Genomic DNA, 520 nt, shown 5'->3' on the forward strand with positions numbered 1-520 from the left:
CATAAAGGGTGTCGGCGACTTGAGCGCTGACGCTTTTTGATGTGTGCGTAATTTCAAAGCCTGTCAGGTATAAGCCTTCAGCGTGGCGTGTATATATAAAACATGTTATTGGAAGCGGTTACAACTTGTCCCATGAAGAAGCAAATCACCGATCTTATCCTCGGCCTAACATGCAGGAATAGYTATCATGTCGAAGGAGGCGGTCATATGGAACTGTCCTTAACGGATGAACAGAATATGATTCGTGCTATGGTGCGGGATTTTGCCAAAAACGAAATTGAACCTACGGCTGCTCAAAGGGATGAAGAAGAGCGTTTTGATCGTACATTGTTCGATAAAATGGGAGAGCTTGGCCTGACAGGAATTCCGTGGCCTGAAGCCTATGGGGGCATCGGTTCCGATTTCTTGACGTATGCCATCGTCGTTGAGGAACTCTCGAAGGCATGCGCTTCTACGGGTGTGATGCTGTCCGTGCATACGTCGTTAGTTTCATGGGCGATCGCCAAGTACGGGACAGAAG

General features: G+C 48.0%; 1 protein-coding gene. It reads left to right on the plus strand.

Annotated elements, in window-relative coordinates; translation table 11 throughout:
• Positions 1-207 precede the first annotated feature (207 nt).
• Positions 208-520, plus strand: a 313-nt coding sequence (locus tag AC1DUA_RS40350) for an acyl-CoA dehydrogenase family protein (RefSeq protein WP_477504980.1), incomplete at its 3' end; no start/stop codon positions are given.

The organism is Paenibacillus sp. 01T422 (assembly GCF_056398785.1).